Raw genomic sequence first — 21,520 nt, 5'->3', positions numbered from 1 at the left:
GATCAGCGCTCAACCACGGCTCAGAAAGACATCGGCCAGCAGTTGATTGCGCGGCAGTCCGGCCAGGAACAGACGCTTGGCAAAGGCGTCGACGCTAGCCGTCGAGCCGCAGACTAAGGCCAGGGTTTGCCGGGAAACAAGGCGCAGTTGCGCCAAAGCGCCCGGCAACTCGGCCGCGGTCCATAGTTCGACGCTGAGATTTTCCCGCTGCGCAGCCAGTGCTTGAAGGGGTTTGGCCAGATAATGCCCGGCGGCATCATGGGCCAGGTGAATGATGCGGATGGTGCCCCGCTGATCCTGGCGCAAGGCCTCGCGTAACACACCGAACAACGGCCCCAGCCCCGTACCCGCCGCAAGAAACAAAAGCGGTCGGTCGTGCCAGTCCGGGTCGTAATGCAGCGCGCCGCCGCGCAGTTCGCCGAGACGGATCGGGTCACCGATCTGCAAGCGGCGCGCGGCATCGCTGAATTCACCCGGCTCGCGGCAATCGAGGTGGAATTCGAGAAAGCGGTCCTCTTCGGGAAGGCTCGCCAGCGAATACGGCCGCGCAATGTGGCCGGCCCACAGCACCAGATGCTGGCCGGCGCTGTAGCGAAACGGTCGCTGGGGTGTCAGGCGCAATCGCAGCACGCTGTCGCCGAGCCAGTCCAGCGCTTCGACCACTGCCGGACGACCATCGGTGACGGGATCGAAGGTGTGCACCTGCAAGTCTTCAACCACCTGACACTGACAGGCCAGCCGCCAGCCCTGCTCACGCTGTTCGGCGCTCAGCGCATCCGGTCGACTGTCGGCAGGCAAGCCTTGGACGCATTGCACCAGACACGCATGGCAGCTGCCGGCGCGGCAGCTGTAAGGCACCGCCACGCCGTTCTGATTGAGGGCATCGAGCAGGTTGCTGCCCGCCGCCACCGCCCACTGTCGTTCACCGACCCGCAGTTCAGGCATCGACGTTCTCCCACGCCGCCGCGCAGCGATTGCGACCGTCGCGCTTGGCCCGGTACAGCGCCTGATCGGCACGTTGCAAGGCCTCGTCCAGATCGTCGCCCAGCTCCAGCAGGGTCATGCCGGCGGACAGGCTCAGGTTTTTCACATTCAGACCCACCAGTTCAACGTCGGTGAAGGCGATGCGCAGGCGTTCGCAACAGGCGGTCAGGCGCTCGGCGTTGCAATCGGGCAGCAGCACCACGAATTCTTCACCACCATAACGCGCGAGTACATCGCCGTCGCGCAGGCAGGCGCCAGCGACCCCGGCGAAGGCTTGCAACACCTGATCGCCGGCGGCGTGGCCGTGGATATCGTTGATGCGCTTGAAATGGTCGAGGTCGATCAGCGCCAGCCCATGCACCACGTCGGCTTCCATCGCATTCAACTCGCGGGTGGCCAGGCGCAGGAAATGTCGGCGATTGAACAGCCCGGTCAGTTCGTCGGTGGCCACCAGGTCTTCGAGTTGGCGCATCATCCCGCGCAGGGTGTCCTGATGCGCCTGCAGGGCGAACCGGCGCTGGCGCATGCGTTGCCGTGAGGTCTGGACGAAGCGTGCGTAAATCACCAGCCAGGCCAGCACGATCAACAGGATGCAGGCCTGCAACGCGGAAAGCGCCGGATCGTGCAGACGCAAGTGGTAACCGTCCCAGAGCGTGATGGCGCAAAAACTGAAAAACACCAGCATCGCGCAGCGCACGAACGCCCGCTGTGACAGATGGAACAGGCCGAACAGCAGGATCAGTACATAAAAGACCAGAAACTCGCCCCGAGCCTCCTGCAGATGGGCGATCAGCCACGTCTGCCAGCCAAGGCCCAGCAGCACCTGTGCCTCGGTCAGGCTCGGGTCGGAAAAGCGCAGGTTGCAGCCCGAGTAAAACACCGCGAACAGGGTTGCCTGGCTAATGACCACCAAGGCACTGCCGACGGCGACGCCAGCCAGCGAATCTTCGTAATGTCCGGTGAAATACGCCAGCCACAGCAGCAGCAAAGCCAATCCGTAGGTGGCTGCAGCGAGGGCAAAGCGTTTAAGCAAAAGACGTTGAATGGCGTTATGGGTCAATCGTTGACTCACCGTGCGATAAGAGGCTGACCGAGTGTCCTACTCTACAGACCGGCTGCCACTTTAGTGGCCCAGTCGATAAATGACCATTGATTTTCGGGCCGGGTATTTGGCGTCAAAAACCCGCAGCCATGCGACCAACGAATGACTCCCGGCAGATGTGCCCGCCAGCGAGGCGCGGTATACTGCCGCGCCTTTTTAGCGTCGCGCCAGCAGCCCCGGCGTGCCTTGAAAGGTGTCTGCGACCGACCGATGCACCCAAGCCGCAGGCACCTTATTGAATGTTCCCGTCTTTTAGAGGAGCGCGACTCATGACCGTGATCAAGCAAGACGACCTGATTCAGAGCGTTGCCGACGCCCTGCAGTTCATTTCCTACTACCACCCCGTGGACTTCATCCAGGCGATGCACGAAGCCTACCTGCGCGAAGAATCGCCAGCGGCCCGTGACTCGATGGCGCAGATCCTGATCAACTCGCGCATGTGCGCCACCGGCCACCGGCCGATCTGCCAGGACACCGGCATCGTGACCGTGTTCGTGCGGGTGGGCATGGACGTGCGCTGGGATGGCGCGACCATGAGCCTGGACGACATGATCAACGAAGGCGTGCGCCGCGCCTACAACCTGCCGGAAAACGTCCTGCGCGCCTCGATCCTCGCCGACCCGGCGGGCGCTCGTAAAAACACCAAGGACAATACCCCGGCGGTCATCCACTACTCCATCGTTCCGGGTAACACCGTGGAAGTGGACGTGGCGGCCAAGGGCGGCGGTTCCGAGAACAAGTCGAAAATGGCCATGCTCAACCCGTCCGACTCGATCGTCGACTGGGTACTCAAGACCGTTCCGACCATGGGCGCCGGCTGGTGCCCGCCGGGCATGCTGGGCATCGGCATCGGCGGCACCGCCGAAAAAGCCGCCGTCATGGCGAAAGAAGTGTTGATGGAATCCATCGACATTCACGAGCTCAAGGCCCGTGGCCCACAGAACCGCATTGAAGAAATGCGTCTGGAGCTGTTCGAGAAGGTTAACCAGCTGGGCATCGGCGCCCAGGGCCTCGGCGGCCTGACCACCGTGCTCGACGTGAAGATCATGGACTACCCGACCCACGCCGCCTCGCTGCCGGTGTGCATGATCCCGAACTGCGCCGCCACCCGTCACGCGCACTTTGTGCTCGACGGTTCCGGCCCGGCCTCGCTGGAAGCGCCACCGCTGGACGCCTACCCGGAAATCGTCTGGGAAGCCGGCCCGTCGGCCCGTCGCGTCAACCTCGACACCCTGACCCCGGAAGACGTGCAGAGCTGGAAGCCGGGCGAAACCGTCCTGCTCAACGGCAAGATGCTCACCGGTCGCGACGCCGCGCACAAGCGCATGGTCGAGATGCTGAACAAGGGCGAAACCCTGCCGGTAGACCTCAAGGGGCGCTTCATCTACTACGTCGGCCCGGTTGATCCGGTCGGTGACGAGGTGGTTGGCCCGGCGGGCCCGACGACCGCCACGCGGATGGACAAGTTCACCCGTCAGATCCTTGAGCAGACCGGTCTGCTGGGCATGATCGGCAAGTCCGAGCGCGGCCCGACCGCCATCGACGCGATCAAGGACAACAAGGCTGTGTACCTGATGGCCGTCGGCGGTGCCGCCTACCTGGTGGCGCAGGCGATCAAGAAATCCAAGGTCCTGGCGTTCGCCGAGCTGGGCATGGAAGCGATCTACGAGTTCGAGGTCAAGGACATGCCGGTCACCGTCGCGGTGGACAGCAAAGGTGAATCGGTACACATCACCGGTCCTGCGATCTGGCAACAGAAGATCAGCGAAAGCCTGGCGGTGGAAGTGCAGTAAGCGCTTCTATCGGCTTCGCAAAAAACGGGCGGTCAGCGATGACCGCCCGTTTTTTTTACCCGCCGTCAGTCGGCACCTGTCAGATCTGACAGGTGTCGCGGCGAAAACCCTCTGTTAGCGTGGAAACTCGACGTTCACAGGTTGTGTTGCCATGGCCCTTGATGCAGATGCGCTTGTCACTCCGCCTTCCCTTGCCAAGACAGCGTCCATTGCAACGAACGGGCGCAGTTTCGGGCAGGTTGGCGTGTCCGGGCAGCCGTCTTACGCCTTGCAGGTGCCATTACTGTCAACCGCCGGGCGCACACTGATTCCCGAGTTACAACTGGTCTATTCCGGCAACGCGGGCAACGGCAAGTGTGGCCTCGGCTGGGATCTGCGGTATGCAGCCATTTCGCGAAAAACCAGCAAGGGCGCGCCGACCTATACAGCCGACGATGTCATGGAGGTCGACGGCACCGACCTGCACCCCGAACGGACGACGCGCGGCAAGATCAAGTCGACCCGTCGTACCCTCGGAAAAGGCCGGCGAGCCCGAACGTTTTCGGTGGTGCGCTTCATTCCGCGGCTGGAAAGCACTTTTGCCCGCTACGAATTCTGGACCCCCGAGACAGGCAACCCCTTCTGGGTGGTGTTCAGCCCCGACGGCTCGCAGCATTGCTACGGCAACACGCTCGACGCGTGCATTCACGACAGCGAGGACGAGAGCCACATTGCGGTGTGGCTATTGGTGGAAACCGTGAATGTGGCAGGTGAGCACATCTACTACGAATACAAGCGCGACGACAACGACCCTGATCCGCGATTCGACTATCAGACCCAGCGCTACCTGCGCCAGGTCTGTTACGGCAACAAGACAGCCAGCGCCGGCCTGTTGTGCCTTGAACATGAGCGGCCGCAGGACCTTGGATGGTTTTTCCTGCTGATCGTGGACTACGGCGAACGCGACACCAGACTGGACGTCGTTCCACCTTATCTGGCCGAGGATGAAAAAAAATGGCTGCCGCGCAGTGATCCGATTCGCCTGCACAGCTTCGGCTTCGAAGTCGGCACCCGGCGCCTGTGCAAGCAGTTTCTGATGTTCAACCACACCGGCCGCGATCCGATGCTGGTCAATCGCCTGTTGCTGGAACACGAAACCACGCCTCTGCGATACAACCACCTGAAAGCGGCGCATTACATGAGTTACGACGCGGCGGGCCGCGTCAAACACTCTCCCCCGCTTGAATACTTCTACAACGCGTTTGAACTCGACACGGTCCCCCAGCCCTTCCTGACACTCGACGCCATGCCCGGACTCAACGACGGTCAGCCTTACCACTGCGTTGATCTTTACGGCGAAGGCCTGCCCGGATTTCTCTGCCAGTACGACAACGCCTGGTATTACCGGGAACCCTTGCGCGGCACGCCTGGCACAGATGAAATCGTCTACGGCCCCTGGGCCTTGCTGCCGCTGATCCCGAATGCCGACAGGCTCCAGCCGGCGGTGCAGATCCTGACCGACCTCACCGGTGACGGTCGCCTGGACTGGGTCGTCGCCCAGCCTGGCGGCAGCGGTTATTACACCCTGAACCCGGACAGCAACTGGTCGCCGTTCAAACCGTTCAAGCAGTTTCCCGTGGAGTTTTTCCATCAGTTGACACAACTGGGCGACTTGAGCGGTGACGGCCTGGATTCTGCCGCCCTGGTCGGCCCGAACTGTGTACGGGTGTATGCCAACCTGCGCGAAGAAGGATTTGCACCTGGCAAGGACGTACCGCATACCCCGGATCGCTTGCCACTCTTCAGCGCCGCCCGCAGCGAGCTTGTCATGTTTGCCAATCTGCACGCCAGCGACCGCTCCGGCCTGTGCAGGGTCCGCCACGACAAGATCGAGGCCTGGGCCAGTCGCGGCCATGGCAAGTTCGCCAAAGGTATCGAAATCAGCCCTCTGCCCTTCGAATACGGATCTTTCAATGTCGATCAGGTTCGTTTCGCCGATCTCGACGGCTCCGGTGCGCCCGCGTTGATCCGCCTCTGCTCCGATCACTTCGAGATCTACTGGAATTACGGGGGCAATGCCTTTGAGCAAGTACCGGTAAACGTCGACTGGCCCGAAGGCATCCGCTACGACAACCTCTGCCAGGTGACCTTTGCCGACCTGCAGGGCCTGGGTTGCGCCAGCCTGCTGCTGACCGTGCCGCACATGAAGCCGCAGCACTGGGTTTATCACTTTTGCAGTGAACGGCCGTACCTGCTCAGCGGATCCAATAACAACATGGGCTACAGCGCCACGCTGCAATATCGCAGCAGTGCGCAATTCTGGCTGGACGAGAAACGCCTGGAGTTGATGGCCCGCAGACGTCCGGTCTGTCGGTTGCCGTTTCCTCAGATGGTGCTCCATTGGCTACGCCAGGATGATGAAATCACCGGCAATTACCTGATGCAGTTCCATACGTATTTCGAGGCTTACTACGACGGTAACGAACGTGAATTTCGCGGTTTCGGCCGCATATGTCAGACCGACAGCGAACTGGAACCGGGCAAGGCCGAGAGCGGCCATACGGCGCCGATGCGAATGACAAGCTGGTTTCATACGGGTCAGGCCATCGATCAGGTGTTGAAAGGTACTTGCGAACTCGACGGGGAGATAAAGCCACTGCCGCCCACGGTTATTTCGCAGTTCGATGCAAAACGCCGCACAGAGCGAGTTCGCACGCGGCGCAACGCCAACGACACCGAAATCGCCTATGCCCTGGCCGGTCAGCTGCTGCGCACAGAAGTGTGTCAGGCAGACGACCCCGCCCCGGCCCCGGTGTTTTCGCTGTCCGAGGTTCGCTACCTGGTTCGGGTGGTCAACGACAGTCCGTCGAGCCTGCTGGTGCGCGAACTGGAGAGCCGCAACCACCAATACGAACGTTTCATGGACGACTCGATCTGTCAGCACGTTATCAATCTGGAGTGGAACGAGTACGGCCAGCCGACTCACAGTGTCACGGTGGCCTGCGCACGCCGCCGCACGGAAAACGACCCTCCGCCCTTCGAGCAGGAGGATCAACAGCGTGCCTGGAAAGACAGCTTCGATGAGCAACAGGAAAATTTTTATCTGACGGAAACCCTCGCCGAGTACCTTCACCTGGTTACTGACGGGCACTGGCTGCTCGGTCTGCCCTGGCGCCAGCGCAGTAATGCACTGATGCTGCCCAAAGGCGCGTTGCCGGGCGGGCTGCGCGCGGAGGACATCCGTTTTGAAAACTTCGAGCAACATAAAGACAGCGCCGAGTGGAAAGCCGCCCGTGAACTGACGTCCCTCTCGCAGCAAACATATCTGGAGGGGGCTGATGGCCAGATCCTTTACCCCCCGCTGGCGGGGCCGACGGAACAGGCCGTATTCGACAAAAAGGCATTGTCGGCATACGACACAGTTCCCATTGTCATTCGGGACGAACTGGTAAAAATCGGCTATAAGCCCATGAGCCTGTTTTTGCCACCGGATCCGGATGAAGATGATCTGAAAAACCTGTGGTCAGCCGAGAGCGGCTTTTTCACCTACACCGATGCGAACGGTTTTTACCACGTCACCGATGTGCGGCAGACCGCCAGTCATGGGGTGACACACATCACCTGGGATGCAGACCACCTGCTGATCATGGCCACCACCCTTGCGGATGGCTGCACGACGACAGTCACCCATGACCCCCACACGCTCCAGCCTTTGGGCATCACGGACGCCAACGACAACATCCAGGAAGTGCTCTATGAGCCGGGCGGCCAGCCCATGGTGCACAGTTTTCATGGCACCGAAGAAGGCAAACCGGCTGGCTTCATGCCACTGGCCGAGTACCCCGAACAGACGGACCTGAGCGTCGAGTACGCCCTCGCCCATCCAAAAGAAGTGCTGGCATCCGCCGCCAGTGTGGTGCGTACGGAACTGTTCAGCTGGATGCCATTGCTGCCGCCCGCAACGCTGCCGGGCAAAAGAAAGGCATGGATCGCCAAAGGGCTGATTCTGCCCGACGGACGCATCCGCGCCTCGGCCCGGCGCTGGCTGAACCAGCAAAAAAAACGCACGACCAGCGAACAGACACTGCTCGGAATCATCCATACCGCCAAGCGGCAACCGGTGCACATTCTCAATCTGGTTGCCGACCGCTACCACACCGACCCGCTGCAATTGATTCAGAGAAACATCGTTTACATCGACGGCTTCGGCCGCGAATTGCAAAGCAAACAACTCGTGCCGCCGGGCGATGCCTTCGTGGCCACGCACGAGGACAACCTCGAAACGGGGGCCGATGGCAAGCCGATCGAGATGCCGGCCGTTCAACGCTGGCGCGTACAAGGTCGTGTGGAATACAACCACAAAGGCGAAACCATCCGCGTCTACCGCCCCTATTTCCTCAACACCCATCGCTACATCAATGACAGCGCGATGCGTGAGCACGGCTACCACGACCGGATGTTCTACGACGCCCTGGGGCGGCCCGTCCAGACCATCAATGCCCTCGGCCATCGGGCGTTCGACATCCTGCACCCATGGTTCAAGCTCAGCTATGACTTCAACGACACCGACGACACCGACGACGCGCCAGCCACCCGGCCCGCCAGGCGCCCCGGACTGCCCGCCAGACCGGCGAAGAAGGTCAAGTCATGAACGCCAGTGTGCATTGGCACACGCCGTCGCTGGCCGTCACCGGCCCACGCGGAGAGGCCATCAGAACGGTCGAATATTTACGCAAGGTCGCAAGCGGTCCCGTACAGGCGCTTGTCACTCGCCAACAGCATGACTTGGCCGGCCGGCCAGTGGCGCAATACGACCCGCGTCTGGTCATACCCAATACCCAGACTGTGTTTGCGCTGAACGGCCAGCCGCTGAGGACGGCCAACGTCGACTCCGGCACGAACGCCACACTGCGGGGACTTGCTGGAGAATCCCTGCAAACCTGGGACGCAAACGGCAATCATCGCCGCATGTTTCATGATCCACAGCTACGCATGGTCAGTCTTGAAGAGAACGGTGCGGCGGATATCGAAACATTCACCTATGCCTCGGCGACAGCCAATGCCGGAAACAATCTGCGCGGGAATTTGATCGAGCTGAAGGATCCGTCAGGCTCCGTCGAATTCAAAAGCTACGCACTGACCGGCCAACCACTGAGTGAAACCCGCACCTTTACAGACGCCCAGACGTACACCAGCCAGCAAGCCTTCAGCCCGCTCGGAGCGATGCTCGAGAGCACCGATGCAGGCGGGCACCAGCAACGATCGTTTTACAACGTTGCCGGACAGCTCGTTCGGGCACAGCTCAAGGTTGACGCTGAGCCCGACTGGATAACGGTCTTGCAGGAGGCGCATTACAACGCGGCCGACCAGATCGTCGAACAGTTGACGGGCAATGACGTGAGCAGTCGATGGCACTACAACCCGGCCGACGAACGTCTACATCGACAGGTCACGCAAAAGGCCTCGGCGCCGGCACTTCAGGATTTCGAGTACCAATACGACCGGGTCGGCAATATCACCCGGATTATCGACCACACCTATGTCCCTACGTATTTCAAGAATCAGCAGGTCGATGGCCACCGCGAGTTCAGCTACGACTCGCTATCCCGGTTGACCCGTGCAACCGGTTACAGCGATGCGCCACCGAAGGACAACCCCGGCCGGCCACAGCCGACCGATCCCAAAGACCGGCGCAACTACGTTGAAACCTACGAACACGACTCCGGTGGGAACCTCATCAAAACCATCCACGTACGCGATGGCATCCACCACACCTTAAGGATGTGCATTGATCCCGCCAGCAACCGGGGCGTACGTTGCGAGTCCGACGAACCACCACCCGACTTTACCCAAGCATTCGATCCGGCCGGTAACCTGCTGACACTGCAGCCTGGCCGGCCGATGCGCTGGAACAATCGCAATGAGCTGGAAAAGGTGACACTGGTCGATCGCGGCGGGACCAACGATGACCAGGAGACCTTCCGCTATAGCCAGGGCGAACGGGTCTACAAGCGCCTTGAGACACACGCCTCCAAAGTCAGTCACTTTCATGAAGTGCGCTACCTGAGTCGTCTGGAGATTCGCACGAAGGACAACGGTGAACGTCTCCACGTCATCGTCATTCCCATCGGGGCCGGTGAGGTGCGATGTCTGCACTGGAAAGCCGGCAAGCCACCGCTGATCGACAAGGATCAACTGCGCTACACCCACACGGATCACCTACGGTCGGCACTGCTGGAAGTGGATCATCAAACCCGGATCATCAGTCACGAACGCTACTTTCCATTCGGTGGAACGGCGACCCTTACCGCTCGCGATGAGATAGAAGTCGATTACAAAACCGTGCGTTTTTCGGGCAAGGAAAAGGACTTCTGCGGGGTGCAATATTTTGGTGACCGTTACTATGCCGATTGGCTGCAACGCTGGATCAGTGCAGACCCGGCGGGAAATGCAGATGGACTGAATCGGTATGCCTATGTGGCAAACAATCCAGTGCGATATATCGATCTTCAAGGCAGGGAAAAGGCAGAGAACGTTATTCACAACTATTCGAGATTCATAAACGTTGTCGCCGGGCACGCCGAACAAACAATTGGACAACTCCACAACATTTTCCAAAAGAAAGTCGGGTTGGAACTTTTGAAAAATCTGGGAGGTGAATCCGTAAATGCGGTAGTCGGCTTTGTCGGCGGCTACTACGGCGGCCAATTGATTAGCCCGCTCATTCCTGATTCGCAGCACTATGCGCACCTTGCTACGCTTGCAAATACAAGCAATGCCAGTGTGCAAGGCAAGCCTCCATTCAGCGAAGGTCTGAGCGGCGGCAACGTTGGCGCAGACTTGCTCGGAGCGATGGGTGCCATTGCGACAAACAGTCTGACCAGTCCACTTATACCGCAGACCTCGAAAATGTCCGTTGCCGCGATTGATAAAGACCTGGGGCTGGTTGCCGACAAGGCGATTGACTGGAAAGAGCTTCCAGGCAAGGTGCTCAATCCCGATTTTTTAATGACTAGAGTGATCGGTTCGGTGGTGCCGGGAATCAATGCGTTTATGAATATGGGATCCCGGGTCCAGGAAGCTGAAGACATCATCAACCAGCTCGATCCTGTGAAAATCAACAAAATCGAAACAATGCTCGCTGACTGGAAAGCTGCCGTCATTGAGCGCTGGACCAATGCCGAAAAAGCCTTCGACGCGCTTGGCACAAACGTGATCTACCCAGCCGACCTGCTGCCGAATGTGAACAACATGACATCATCCGAGGCCATCGCACCTGTTCGCCGGTCGGCACTGAAACAGGCAACCGAGAACACACTGAATTACATTGATCGCGCACAAAAAGGTATGGCCTGGTACAAGAAAATGGGCACCACGGACAATCAGTTCTTGCAACGGCAAGCCCATCCAGACGTAAATTTTTCCCGAGCACGCCACTTGTGGTCCAAGGTCCGAGGGTTGGTAGCTTGATTCACAGGCACACCCCCTCGCTCATCGTAAACGACGGGCGAGGCCTGCCGATTCGCCAGGTCGCGTATCTGCGCGCTATCGCCGGCGCCCCGGTGGAAACGCTCATCACCCGCCTGCGCCACGACAACGCCGGGCGCCTGGTCGAACAGCAGGACCCGCGGTTGTCGGTACCCAACTTCGTGAATGTATTCGGCTTGAGTGAGCAGCCTCTCAAGGTCGACAGCGTCGATGCCGGCCCGAGCCTGACCCTGTCAGGGCTTGCCGGTGAAGAGTTGCAACGCTGGGATGCGCGAGGCAATCACTGGCGCACAACATACGACGATCAATTGCGGGCGGTGAGGCTCGATGCAAACGCGACGGCCGACGTAGAAAAGATGACTTACGCCGATGCCACGCAGGATCCCGGTCACAACCTGCGTGGACAGATGATCGAGCTGGAAGACGCATCCGGCTCAGTGAAGTTTCACAGCTACGCGCTGACCGGCCCGGCAGTGCGCGAAACCCGCACCTTTCAGGATGCCAAGGCTTTTACCGGCAGCCGCACCTTCAGCCCTCTCGGAACATCACTCACTCGAACCGATGCCGGAGGCCACCAGCAACAGTCGACACACGATGTGGCCGGCCAGCTCACACAGGTGCAGTTGAAAGTCAGCGGACAAACCAACTGGCAGACCGTATTGCGCGATGCACGCTACAACCCCGCCGGGCAGATCATCGAGCAACAGGCCGGCAACGGCGTCATCAGCCGCTGGCACTATCGGGCCGCCGATGGCCGCCTGCATCGCCATTACGCGCAAAAGTCGTCAGGGGAAACGCTTCAGGATTTCGAGTATGAATACGACGCGCAGGGCAACATCACCCGGATTCTCGATCACGCCTGCGTCCCGACGTTTTTCCGCAACCAGCGGGTCGATGGCCATCGTGAATTCAGGTATGACTCACTGTACCGGCTGATCCGCGCCACCGGTTACAGCGATGCACCGCCGACGGACAATCCCGGCCGGCCACAACCGACCGATCCAAAAGACCGGCGCAATTACATCGAAACCTACGAATACGACGCCGGCGACAACCTCGTCAAAACCTCCCACCAGCGCGACGGCGCCAACCACACCTTCGAAATGTTCATTGATCCCGCCAGCAACCGAGGCGTGCGCTGGAAACCCGGTGACCCGCCACCTGACTTCACAAGGCTATTCGATCCGGCCGGCAATCTGTTGACCCTCCAGCCCGGCCAGCCCATGCAGTGGAACAGTCGAGGTGAACTGGAAAAAGTCACCCTAGTCGACCGCAACGGCAGCAGCGCCAATGACGAAGAGTTTTACCGCTACAGCCAGGGCAAACGGGTCTGCAAACGCCACGACACCCACACCCCAACAGTCAGCCACTTCCATGAAGTACGCTATCTGCCGGGGCTGGAGATCCGAACCAAAGACAATGGCGAAGAATTGCACGTCATCACACTCGACTTCGGCCTCGGCGGTGCACGCTGCCTGCACTGGGAGAAAGATCCGGCGAACATCGGCGCTGATCAGCTGCGATTCACCTTGGCCGATCATTTGGGATCGGCGGTCAAGGAGCTGGATGCCCGGGCGCAACTGATCAGCGATGAAGGCTATTTACCCTTCGGAGTTACCGCCTTTTATACAAAACACTCCGCCCTGGAGGTCGCTTACAAAACCGTGCGTTACTCAGCCAAGGAGATGGATGTCACCAGCCTGTACGACTACGGGGCCCGCTACTACGCGCCATGGTTGGGACGCTGGATCAGCGCGGATCCGGCATATGATGTGGATGGTTTGAATCTGTACGCCTTCGTGCAGAACGACCCGATCGGTCACGTCGATGTCAACGGCGAAGCGAAAGTGAAATGGCCCACCGTGGCAGATATCAACGCGGGCGTAGATCGGATCATTACCTCGGAAAACGCCAGCTATGCCAAAAACAGGCAAGCCATCGCGACACGTCACATGAAAGATCAGTTGAGTAAACAGGTGACACGCCACATCGAAATCCTCGGCATCACCAAGGGACGTGTGCGCGATGCCGCCAATCAACTCGACAGAATGGGCTCAGGCGGTGATGTAGCCCTGGCAGCGACCCGCAGAGCCATGGTGCTGGTGATAGGCAAATTCATCAGTTATGGCGTCGGCATCGGCGTCGGATTGGGCGGTCAGGCTTTGGGGATTATAGCTCCCGGTGTGGGTAACGTGGTGGGAGCAGGCTTGGGTATCGGGGCGAAAGTGGCGGTCAGCGCCTTAATCGATTACATCGCCGAAAGAACAGGCATGAGTGCATCGGTCAACTTGAAGACCAGTAAATTGTCGGCAAACAAAATCATCCGGAAAGCCGAATACAAGCAGATGGAACCGCTTGAATACCTCAAAGCCAAATATCAGGACATGGCGCCGACCAGCAAGAAATCAGTGCTGAGGCTTTCCAAGGAGACCGCCACCCAGGCTTCCGGTTATGTCTTGAAGTCAACGCTGACCTCCATGCCCTCCGAAGTGGTAAGCGCCATAAGCACGGGGGGTGCGGTTTTGCTGGGGTTACCGGAAATCGTGAATGAAACATTGGGAGCGCTGTCCGACAAGTCGGGCAAAAAAATGCTCGAGTTCGAACGCCAGATACTTGGACTTGCTGGAGAGATCGAATCCAGCAACGCCACGATCCATGAGTTTGCAAATGCACTCTCCACGAACACGATCGGAGGGATCGACCTTGACGATCTAGATGAGCAAACGGGCAAAATCACGGGGCTTCTCCACGGTCTGGCCAACGCTGTTCGAAACCACCGGTGCAGCCAGAAGGCTGCCGCGTGAACACACGTTTTTTGTGCCGCGATAGCACTGGCACTACCCGGCGACATGCTATCGTGCCCGCCCGACCTGCCACCCGTTAACCCAGCATGCTGCCGACTTCCCGTACCTTGCGTCTGTCGTTGTACTCCCTGCTGATCATCGCCGGCGCCGCGCTTGCCGCGACGCTCGCGATCCGCCACGCCGAGCGCCAGGCGCTGGAAGAAGACGCGGCCCGGGCCAATCAGCAACTGGCGCTGTACGCCAACTCGCTGCACACCCTGATCGACCGCTATCGCGCCCTGCCCGCCGTGCTCGCACTGGACCCGCAATTGCGTGCGGCGCTGGCCGGTCCCGTGAGCGCCGAACAGCAAACGGCGCTCAATCTGAAGCTGGAAAAGATCAACGGCGCCGCACAGTCCTCGACCCTGGAACTGCTCGACCGCACCGGGCTCGCGGTGGCCGCCAGCAACTGGCGTCTGCCCAGCAGTTATGTCGGCCACAACTATGGATTCCGTCCCTATTTCAGCCAGACCCGAACTCAGGGCACCGGGCGTTTCTACGCGGTCGGCGTAACCAGCGGAATCCCCGGTTACTTCCTGTCCAGCGCGGTGCTCGGCGACAACGGCGAGTTCCTCGGGGCGATGGTGGTCAAGCTCGAATTTCCCGAACTTGAACGCGAATGGAGCCAGGGCAGTGACACCCTGCTGGTCAGCGATGCGCGCGGGATCATCTTCATCGCCAACCAGCCCGGCTGGCGCTATCGCCTGCTACACCCGTTGAGTCCGGCCGATTACCGCGAGATCAAGGCCACCCGCCAATACGATAAACAGTCGCTGGTGCCGTTGACGCATCTGGCGCTGCGCAGCTTCGACGACAACAGTGATCTGCGCCGCGTCGAAGGCCCGCAAGGCACGGCGGATTACCTGTGGGAATCGCTGCCGCTGACCGCCGAAGGCTGGACGCTGCATCTGCTGCGCCGCCCGCAAGTGTCCTTCGAAGACCAGCGCAATGCCGGCCTCGCCGCTGCCGGGGTATGGCTGGCGCTGGTGTTCCTGTTGCTGTTTCTCAATCAGCGCTGGCGTCTGGCGAAGATGCGCCAGCGCAGCCGCGAAGAGCTCGAGCAACTGGTCGAGGAGCGTACCCGCGATTTGCGCACGGCGCAGGACGGTCTGGTGCAGTCGGCCAAGCTTGCGGCACTCGGGCAGATGTCCGCGGCGCTGGCCCACGAAATCAATCAGCCGCTGACCGCCCAGCGCATGCAGCTTGCAACTCTGAGGCTGCTGCTCGATCACGGTCGGGTCGATGACGCCTACAAGGCGCTCAAACCGGTGGATGAAATGCTCACGCGCATGGCCGCCCTCACCGGCCACCTGAAAACCTTTGCCCGCAAGAGCCCCAGCGGCCTGCGCGAACGGCTGGATCTGGCGACGGTGGTCGATCAGGCCCTGCAATTGCTCGATGCGCGCCTGCGCGATGAACAGGTCAGCCTGGTGCTGCACCTGACCCGTCCGGCGTGGGTCCGCGGCGATGCCATTCGCCTGGAGCAGGTGTTGATCAACCTGCTGCGCAACGCCCTCGATGCGATGCAGGGCAAGCCTTGCAAGCGTCTGGAAATCCGCCTGGAAGTCGACGAGCAACTGTGGCGCCTTAGCGTTATCGACAACGGCGGCGGCATCGCCGAAGCTCATCTGGGTCAGGTGTTCGATCCGTTCTTCACCACTAAACCGGTGGGTGACGGGCTGGGTCTGGGGCTGGCGGTTTCCTTCGCCATCGTCCATGAGTCCGGCGGGCGCCTGTGCGCCGAGAATGGTGACAACGGTGCGGTGTTCAGCCTGACCTTGCCGATCGATCTGGAGGCACACATCTGATGCTCAATTCGGTGATGGTGGTCGATGACGAAAGCAGCATTCGCAGTGCCGTCGAACAATGGCTGAGCCTGTCCGGGTTCCAGGTGCAGCTGTTCAGCCGCGCCGAGGAATGTCTGGCAGCGCTGCCCAAGCACTTTGCCGGGGTGATCCTCAGCGATGTGCGCATGCCGGGCCTCAGCGGTCTTGAGCTGCTGGCCGAAGTGCAGCGCCGCGATGCCGACCTGCCGGTGATTCTGCTGACCGGCCACGGCGATGTGCCGATGGCGGTCGAAGCGATGCGCGACGGCGCCTACGACTTTCTGGAAAAACCCTTCAGCCCCGAAACCCTGCTCGGCAGCCTGCGCCGGGCGCTGGACAAGCGTCGGCTGGTGCTGGAAAACCGCGCCCTGCACGAACAGGCCGATAACCGCGCCAGACTCGATGCCACGCTGCTGGGTGTGTCCCGTGGCTTGCAGACCTTGCGCCGGCAGGTGCTGGATCTGGCGACGCTGCCGGTCAACGTGTTGATCCGTGGCGAAACCGGCAGCGGCAAGGAACTGGTCGCCCGCTGCCTGCACGACTTCGGCCCGCGCGCCGACAAGCCGTTCGTGGCGCTGAACTGCGCGGCGATCCCCGAGCAACTGTTCGAAGCCGAATTGTTCGGACATGAGAGCGGCGCATTCACCGGGGCCTCGGGCAAGCGCATCGGCAAGCTGGAATACGCCGATGGCGGCACGCTGTTTCTTGATGAAATCGAAAGCATGCCGCTGGCCCAGCAAGTGAAACTGCTGCGGGTGTTGCAGGAGCAGAAGCTGGAACGGCTGGGGTCGAACCAGAGCATTCGGGTGGACTTGCGCATCGTCGCCGCGACCAAACCCGATTTGCTGGATGAAGCGCGGGCCGGGCGTTTTCGCGAGGATTTGGCGTATCGCCTGAACGTCGCCGAATTGCGCCTGCCGCCATTGCGTGATCGTCGCGAGGACATTCCGCTGTTGTTCGAGTCCTTCGCCCAGAGTGCCGCCGAGCGACTGGGCCGGACCTTTGCGCCGCTCAGTGGCGCGCAATTGAGCCACCTGCTGAGTCATGACTGGCCGGGCAATGTTCGCGAGTTGGCGAACGTCGCCGAGCGGCAGGTGCTGGGGCTGGATGAACCGGTGCACGGCATCGATCCGGGGCAGTCGCTGGCGGCGCAGCAAGAGGCGTTTGAAGCGCAGTGCCTGCGTGCCGCTTTGACCCGGCACAAGGGGGATGTGAAAGCCGTCCTTGAGGAACTGCAACTGCCGCGTCGCACCTTCAATGAAAAGATGCAGCGCCATGGTCTGACCCGGGAAATGTTCGTACCCGAATGAATCGTTCCCACGCTCCGCGTGGGAATACCTCAATGGACGCTCTGCGTCCGCTTTGGGACGCAGAGCGTCCCGGGCTGCATTCCCACGCAGAGTGGAACGATCAGATAGGCGAAAATCCGCTTACTCATTCCGGACCATCGGCAAAAAACCGCTCAACCCATCTGCCCAGCCCCTCTAAACCGGCCTTCCCCCCGTTGGCACAGCTCCTGCTATAGCCCTCGCAGGCTGCGTTTCAACGCGCTCCACAAAAACAATTAAACGAAGGATCCTTCAATGGATAACTCCAACGCCCTGCCCCTTGGGTCGGCTGCCGTGCCGGCCAAAGAACGAACCACCGCCAGTCGCATCAAGTCGATCTTCAGCGGCTCCGTCGGCAACATGGTCGAGTGGTACGACTGGTACGTCTATGCCGCCTTCTCGCTGTACTTCGCCAAAGCCTTCTTCCCCAAAGGCGACACCACCGCCCAACTGCTCAACACCGCCGCGATCTTCGCCGTGGGCTTCCTGATGCGCCCGATCGGTGGCTGGCTGATGGGCCTGTACGCCGACAAGGTCGGACGCAAAAAAGCCCTGATGGCCTCGGTTTACCTGATGTGCTTCGGCTCGCTGATCATCGCCCTGAGCCCGGGTTATGAAACCATCGGTGTCGGCGCGCCGATCCTGCTGGTGTTCGCCCGCCTGCTGCAAGGCCTGTCGGTCGGTGGCGAATACGGCACCTCGGCGACTTATCTGTCGGAGATGGCGACCAAGGATCGTCGCGGCTTCTTCTCCAGCTTCCAGTACGTGACTTTGATTTCCGGCCAGCTCATCGCGCTGGGCGTGCTGATCGTGCTGCAACAGTTCCTGACCACCGAAGAGCTGTACGCCTGGGGCTGGCGTATTCCGTTCGCCATCGGCGCGCTGTGCGCCATCGTGGCGCTGTACCTGCGTCGCGGCATGGAAGAAACCGAGTCGTTCACCAAGAAGGAAAAGTCCAAGGAAAGCGCCATGCGCACCTTGCTCCGTCATCCGAAGGAACTGCTCACCGTGGTCGGCCTGACCATGGGCGGTACGCTGGCGTTCTACACCTACACCACCTACATGCAGAAATACCTGGTGAACACCGTCGGCATGAGCATCTCCGACTCCACCACCATTTCCGCCGCCACACTGTTCCTGTTCATGTGCCTGCAACCGATCATCGGCGGTCTGTCCGATAAGATCGGTCGTCGCCCGATCCTGATCGCTTTCGGCGTGCTCGGAACGATCTTCACCGTGCCGATCCTGATGACCCTGCACACCATCCAGACCTGGTGGGGCGCGTTCTTCCTGATCATGGCGGCGCTGATCATCGTCAGCGGCTACACCTCGATCAACGCCGTGGTGAAAGCCGAGCTGTTCCCGACCGAAATCCGCGCCCTGGGCGTCGGCCTGCCGTACGCGCTCACCGTGTCGATCTTCGGCGGCACCGCCGAATACATCGCGCTGTGGTTCAAGAGCATCGGCATGGAAACCGGCTACTACTGGTACGTGACCGCCTGCATCGCGGTGTCCCTGCTGGTGTACATCACCATGAAAGACACCCGGAAACACTCGCGCATCGTCACTGACTGATCGGGTTTATGCAGCCACTGCAACAGTGGCTGTGAAGGCCCTATCGCCGGCAAGCCAGCTCCCACAGGGTCAGGTGGAGTACACAAAGTTTGTGAACATCACCGATCATGTGGGAGCTGGCTTGCCAGCGATTGGGGCAGCCCGGTATCAGGTCAACTCGGCAGCCTGCGGCTTGCCATAGCGCTTCTGCGCATAAGACGCGCCCACGATCATCACCAGCAGAATCCCCGCCAGCACCGCCGACGAACCGATGGTGCCGAAGTCCAGACCGCCCTTCTCATGGGACTTGGTCATCAAGTCGCCCAGGGTCGCGCCAAACGGCCGGGTCAGCACGAACGCCACCCAGAACAGCGCAACCGACGAAATCTTCGTGAAGTACTTGAGCAATACGACCACAGCAATCGCCGAGCCGATCAGCAGCGCGCCACCGGCAAAGCCCAGGCCCGAGTCGTCCGCCAGGTAATCGCCGAGCGCGGTGCCGAGGGTGTTGGAGAACAGAATCGCCATCCAGTAGAACATCTCGCCGCGAAAGCTCTGCACTTTGGTGACGTTGAGCGAATCGCCGCTCAGGCGCCACGCCGCGAAGATCGCCAGCAGGATCGCGATCAGGATCATGGAACCTGTGGCGTAACCCAGCTCCAGCGTGCGGTCCATGAAGTCGGACATGGTGGTGCCGGCGGTGCTGGTCGACAGGATCACGATCCAGTACAGCAGCGGCTTGTAAGTCTTGGACATCAGCTGCGTGATCAGCGTCAGGACGAACACGCTGATCAGGATCAGCGAGCTCATGGCGTAGCCGACGTTCAGGGTCATCGACAGCAAATCCCCCGCGGTTTCCCCCAGGGTCGTCGCGCAGATTTTCATGACCCAGAAGGCCAGGGTGATTTGGGGCAGTTTGTTCATTGCAGGTAAAGCTCCAGTGTGTGACGGCCGGTTCTTGGTTTTCTGGCCGCCGGCAGACTGGCGTTACGAGGGTGAAAAACCGGTCGGGAATGTATGAAAAATCTGTCACACACCCCAAAAGCGGCGATTAATCACCGGTTAATGCCTCTGCCGCATCCTGCACCTACCTGATCGATGACCTGCGCGACGCTCGCTCCGACGACGAAAGCGATTTGAATGCGCCGCCCTTAATATCGAGTTAATCGATTGTTTTTAGCATTATTTTGCGCTTTTTAATCAATTTAGTTGGCGTAGCATAAACCCCATGCGAAACACATCGCCAACCAATTTCGAATCTGGAGAACGACCATGAAAACCAAACTGATCCTCGCCCTGACCCTGTCCGTACTGGCCGCCAACACCTTCGCCGCCGATGGCTCGGACAAGACCAAATCCGCCGATTTCATATCCGGCGCCAGCGCTGCCATCGAAACCAGCCACTCGGGTGCCTACGCTGCTGATGGTTTTGACAAAACCAACGTCGGCAAAGCGGTTGCTGCCGATGGCTTCGACAAGACTGGCACTGCCAATGCCATCGCTGCCGACGGCTTCGACAAAACTGGCACCGCCAATGCCATTGCTGCTGACGGTTTCGATAAAACCGGTACTGCTGCAGCCATTAGCTGATCGGCAGAATGCAGACACCAAAGCCCGGCCATTGCCGGGCTTGTTCATTTCTAAAGGTCGGCATTTGATCTTCGCGGACCGGACTTGCACTATTGGCCGCTTATAAAAGCCTTCAGGAACACCCCGCCATGCCCGATGACATCCATTTCTACGAACCGGCCAACGGCCACGGTCTGCCCCACGATCCGTTCAACGCCATCGTCGGCCCGCGTCCCATCGGCTGGATTTCTTCGCAGGATGCCGAGGGCCGGCTGAACCTGGCGCCCTACAGTTTCTTCAACGCGTTCAACTACATTCCGCCGATCATCGGGTTCTCCAGCGTCGGTCGCAAAGACAGCCTGAACAACATCGAGCAGACCGGTGAATTCGTCTGGAACCTCGCCACCCGCCCGCTGGCCGAGCAGATGAACCAGAGTTGCGCGATGGTCGGGCCCGAGGTCAATGAGTTTGAACTGGCGGGGCTGACGCCGGTGGCGTCGAAGGTGATTGCTGTGCCGCGCGTGGCCGAAAGCCCGGTGTCCTTCGAGTGCAAGGTCACCCAGATCATTCAGTTGCAGCGCGCCGACGGCGAGACCGTGCCGAGCTGGCTGGTGCTCGGCGAAGTGGTGGCCGTGCACATTGCCAAATGGCTGTTGAAGGACGGGATCTACGACACCGCCGCCGCCGAACCGATTCTGCGGGGCGGCGGGCCGGCGGACTATTTCCAGCTGGGGCCGGAGGCGTTGTTCAAGATGTGGCGCCCGGGCGCGACGAAGTAAGCGGTTACCAGATCAGCTCGGCGTCGTCGGTGACGCCCTTGAGCTTGTCCAGCTCATTGATCGCGGCGTCATCGGCCGCGATGGCGCCGGGAAAAACCCGATCGTTCAGCAGTTTGTGAAAGCGCGGGGCGCCGCCGTCGACCAGGGCCTTGACGGCGATTGCCGCGTGATAACCCTTGTTGCCGCCCAACTCGACGGGGACTACAGCGGAAACCGCTTCGAAGTGTTCGAACTCTTTACGTGCCATATCGCAGGTCCTGGCTCAGTCAGATAAG

The 21,520-nt window shown here is 60.4% G+C and carries 13 protein-coding genes; 9 read left to right on the top strand and 4 right to left on the bottom strand.

Features of this window, described 5'->3' with window-relative positions; all coding sequences use genetic code 11:
• Nucleotides 1–9 precede the first annotated feature (9 nt).
• Both ACKJSM_RS01245 and ACKJSM_RS01240 read right to left on the bottom strand, forming a co-directional pair.
• Complete coding sequence (locus tag ACKJSM_RS01245) at nucleotides 10–945, bottom strand: iron-sulfur-binding ferredoxin reductase (protein ID WP_410236451.1); 936 nt, start codon at nucleotides 943–945, stop codon at nucleotides 10–12.
• Entirely contained in the window at nucleotides 938–2,044 is a 1,107-nt protein-coding gene (locus ACKJSM_RS01240; protein WP_236182446.1) for a sensor domain-containing diguanylate cyclase, read from the bottom strand. The genes ACKJSM_RS01245 and ACKJSM_RS01240 overlap by 8 nt, the downstream gene beginning before the upstream one ends.
• A 311-nt stretch (nucleotides 2,045–2,355) precedes the next feature.
• Between ACKJSM_RS01240 and ACKJSM_RS01235 the strand changes: the two genes are divergently transcribed.
• The 7 genes from ACKJSM_RS01235 (at nucleotide 2,356) to ACKJSM_RS01205 (ending at nucleotide 18,918) form a co-directional block, all read left to right on the top strand.
• A complete protein-coding gene (locus ACKJSM_RS01235; protein WP_007960181.1) occupies nucleotides 2,356–3,879 on the top strand; it encodes a fumarate hydratase in 1,524 nt (507 codons plus the stop codon).
• Nucleotides 3,880–4,123: 244 nt separating this feature from the next.
• Nucleotides 4,124–8,509, top strand: coding sequence for a SpvB/TcaC N-terminal domain-containing protein (locus ACKJSM_RS01230; protein ID WP_410236450.1), 4,386 nt, complete (start codon nucleotides 4,124–4,126; stop codon nucleotides 8,507–8,509).
• Nucleotides 8,506–11,328 carry an RHS repeat domain-containing protein gene (locus ACKJSM_RS01225; RefSeq protein WP_410236449.1) on the top strand — a complete coding sequence of 941 codons (2,823 nt, stop codon included), beginning with the start codon at nucleotides 8,506–8,508 and terminating at the stop codon, nucleotides 11,326–11,328. The genes ACKJSM_RS01230 and ACKJSM_RS01225 overlap by 4 nt, the downstream gene beginning before the upstream one ends.
• Complete coding sequence (locus ACKJSM_RS01220; RefSeq protein WP_410236448.1) at nucleotides 11,325–14,150, top strand: RHS repeat-associated core domain-containing protein; 2,826 nt, start codon at nucleotides 11,325–11,327, stop codon at nucleotides 14,148–14,150. The genes ACKJSM_RS01225 and ACKJSM_RS01220 overlap by 4 nt, the downstream gene beginning before the upstream one ends.
• Nucleotides 14,151–14,236: 86 nt before the next feature.
• Nucleotides 14,237–15,997, top strand: coding sequence for an ATP-binding protein (locus ACKJSM_RS01215; RefSeq protein WP_410236447.1), 1,761 nt, complete (start codon nucleotides 14,237–14,239; stop codon nucleotides 15,995–15,997).
• The gene (locus ACKJSM_RS01210) at nucleotides 15,997–17,325 is read left to right on the top strand and encodes a sigma-54-dependent transcriptional regulator (protein WP_236182441.1); all 1,329 of its coding nucleotides are present in this window, start codon (nucleotides 15,997–15,999) and stop codon (nucleotides 17,323–17,325) included. Before ACKJSM_RS01215 ends, ACKJSM_RS01210 begins: the two co-directional genes overlap by 1 nt.
• 273 nt (nucleotides 17,326–17,598) lie before the next feature.
• Nucleotides 17,599–18,918 carry an MFS transporter gene (locus ACKJSM_RS01205; protein ID WP_236182440.1) on the top strand — a complete coding sequence of 440 codons (1,320 nt, stop codon included), beginning with the start codon at nucleotides 17,599–17,601 and terminating at the stop codon, nucleotides 18,916–18,918.
• Between the two features lie 147 nt (nucleotides 18,919–19,065).
• On the opposite strand, the gene ACKJSM_RS01200 is transcribed toward ACKJSM_RS01205, so the two are convergent.
• Nucleotides 19,066–19,821: a hypothetical protein gene (locus tag ACKJSM_RS01200; protein WP_410236446.1), complete on the bottom strand. Its 756-nt coding sequence runs from the start codon at nucleotides 19,819–19,821 to the stop codon at nucleotides 19,066–19,068.
• 348 nt (nucleotides 19,822–20,169) lie between these two features.
• On the opposite strand from ACKJSM_RS01200, the gene ACKJSM_RS01195 reads away from it, so the two are divergent.
• Both ACKJSM_RS01195 and ACKJSM_RS01190 read left to right on the top strand, forming a co-directional pair.
• Nucleotides 20,170–20,487: a hypothetical protein gene (locus ACKJSM_RS01195; RefSeq protein ID WP_207983791.1), complete on the top strand. Its 318-nt coding sequence runs from the start codon at nucleotides 20,170–20,172 to the stop codon at nucleotides 20,485–20,487.
• Nucleotides 20,488–20,615: 128 nt separating this feature from the next.
• Nucleotides 20,616–21,245, top strand: a complete 630-nt coding sequence (locus ACKJSM_RS01190; RefSeq protein ID WP_011335689.1) for a flavin reductase family protein — start codon at nucleotides 20,616–20,618, stop codon at nucleotides 21,243–21,245.
• Nucleotides 21,246–21,249: 4 nt separating this feature from the next.
• Here the strand turns inward: ACKJSM_RS01190 and ACKJSM_RS01185 are convergent, their stop codons facing one another.
• Entirely contained in the window at nucleotides 21,250–21,492 is a 243-nt protein-coding gene (locus tag ACKJSM_RS01185) for a hypothetical protein (protein ID WP_339490482.1), read from the bottom strand.
• Nucleotides 21,493–21,520 lie beyond the last annotated feature (28 nt).

The organism is Pseudomonas sp. PHC1 (assembly GCF_046487845.1).
Lineage (GTDB): Bacteria > Pseudomonadota > Gammaproteobacteria > Pseudomonadales > Pseudomonadaceae > Aquipseudomonas > Aquipseudomonas sputi.
The sequence above is the reverse complement of the archived record's forward strand: the minus strand, read 5'-3'. Positions and strand labels throughout refer to the sequence as shown.